Raw genomic sequence first — 1,736 nt, 5'->3', positions numbered from 1 at the left:
GGGGCTTGTATTTCAATTAGTGCTTGCTCAGGCGGAGTTGGTGGGACGGTGGACCATGACCGTGCGTCCGCCCGTCTCCGCCTTACGGGCCAAGTTCGATCGGATCCTGCCGCATCTCGATGAGCGCCGCCGTCGTCTCTACCTGGCGAGCGAGGCCGCAGCCATCGGCCACGGCGGGATCACTCTGGTTGCTGCCGCCTCCGGGACCAGTTCCGCCACCGTCGCGCGTGGCGTCACCGAGCTGGCCGGGGACCCGGTGCCGACGCGGAGGGTCCGGGCTGCGGGAGCTGGCCGCAAGCCGTTGACCGTCACCGACCCCGGCCTGCTGGCGGCTCTGGAGGCGCTGATCGAGCCGCACACCCGGGGAGATCCCGTCTCTCCGTTGCGATGGACCACCCTGTCGCTGCGGGCCCTGGCCGCGACTCTGACGTCACAGGGCCATCCGGTCAGTGCCGCAACCGTCGGGCGCCTGCTGCACGGCCTCGGCTATAGCCTGCAGGGCACCGTCAAGACCACCGAGGGCGCCAGGCATCCGGACCGCGACGCCCAGTTCGCCCACCTGAACGCCACGGCCACCGCTTTCCTCGACGACGGCCAGCCGGTGATCAGCGTCGACACCAAGGCCAAGGAATGGCTCGGCAACCGAGACCGGCCCGGTCGCACCTGGCGGCCGGGTAGGGACCCGATCAAAGTCGACTGCCACACCTTCACCACCAGCGACCAGGCTGTCGCCATCCCGTATGGGATCTACGACATCGCCACCAACACCGGCTGGGTCAACGTTGGGACCGACCACGACACGTCCGAGTTCGCGGTGGAGTCCATACGCCGTTGGTGGCAGCGCCGCGGACAGGTGCACCACCCGGGCGCAACCCGGTTGCTGATCACCGCCGATGCCGGTGGCTCGAACGATCCCCGCCGCTGGACCTGGAAGAAACACCTGGCCGCCTTCGCCCTGGAGAGCGGCTTGGAGATCACGGTCTGCCACTTTCCGCCGGGCACGTCGAAATGGAACAAAATCGAACACCGAATGTTCTGTCACATCACCGCGAACTGGCGCGGCCGGCCACTGACCAGCTACCAGGTCGTCATCGAAACCATCGCCGCGACGACCACACGCACCGGGCTGACCATCGGCGCAGAGCTGGACACCGGCAGCTACCGCCTGGGCACCACCGTGACCGCCGCCGAGTTCCAGGCCCTGCCGATCACGCCCGACGCGTTCCACGGCGATTGGAACTACACCCTGGCGCCAGTTGCTCCCCGAACGCCACAGACGCCGGCGACCGCCCGGCGGATCGACCCCGACCTGACCACGATGCTCAGCAATCCGGCCCTGACCGGCATGCCGCGGTCCGACTTCGAACGCCTGGTGGCAGTCTCGGAGCCGTACTGGGACGCCCTGGCCGAAGCGGCCTTCCAGCGACGCTTCCACCGCCCGCGCAGCTACCTCCACCCGCAGACCAGCAGCCTGGACCACTACCACCGCCTCCTGGCAGCGGTCTTACGCCGACGCAGGGCGATCACCAGCACCCTCCTGGCCCAGCTGCTGGGCGTTACCCGCACCAACCTCTCCAACCAGTTCCAAGACGGGCACCGACTCCTGGACCTGCATCGCATCGCCGTTACACCGCTGCCAGGGTCGCCCGCCCGGACCCTCGAACAGCTTCGAGTTCGCTTGCCTGACGAGGACCATCCGGAAGATCAACCCTGACAGTTATTCAGGAACAAGCCCC

General features: G+C 67.9%; 1 pseudogene. It reads left to right on the top strand.

Annotated elements, in window-relative coordinates:
• Positions 1–55: 55 nt before the first annotated feature.
• A pseudogene (locus ACFYMM_RS44360) lies at positions 56–1,686 on the top strand (ISAzo13 family transposase).
• Positions 1,687–1,736: the final 50 nt, after the last annotated feature.

Origin of the sequence: Streptomyces sp. NPDC006739 (assembly GCF_042869815.1) — a bacterium.
Lineage (GTDB): Bacteria > Actinomycetota > Actinomycetes > Streptomycetales > Streptomycetaceae > Streptomyces.
Note: the sequence above shows the minus strand (reverse complement) of the source record. Positions and strands in the feature narration are given on the sequence as shown.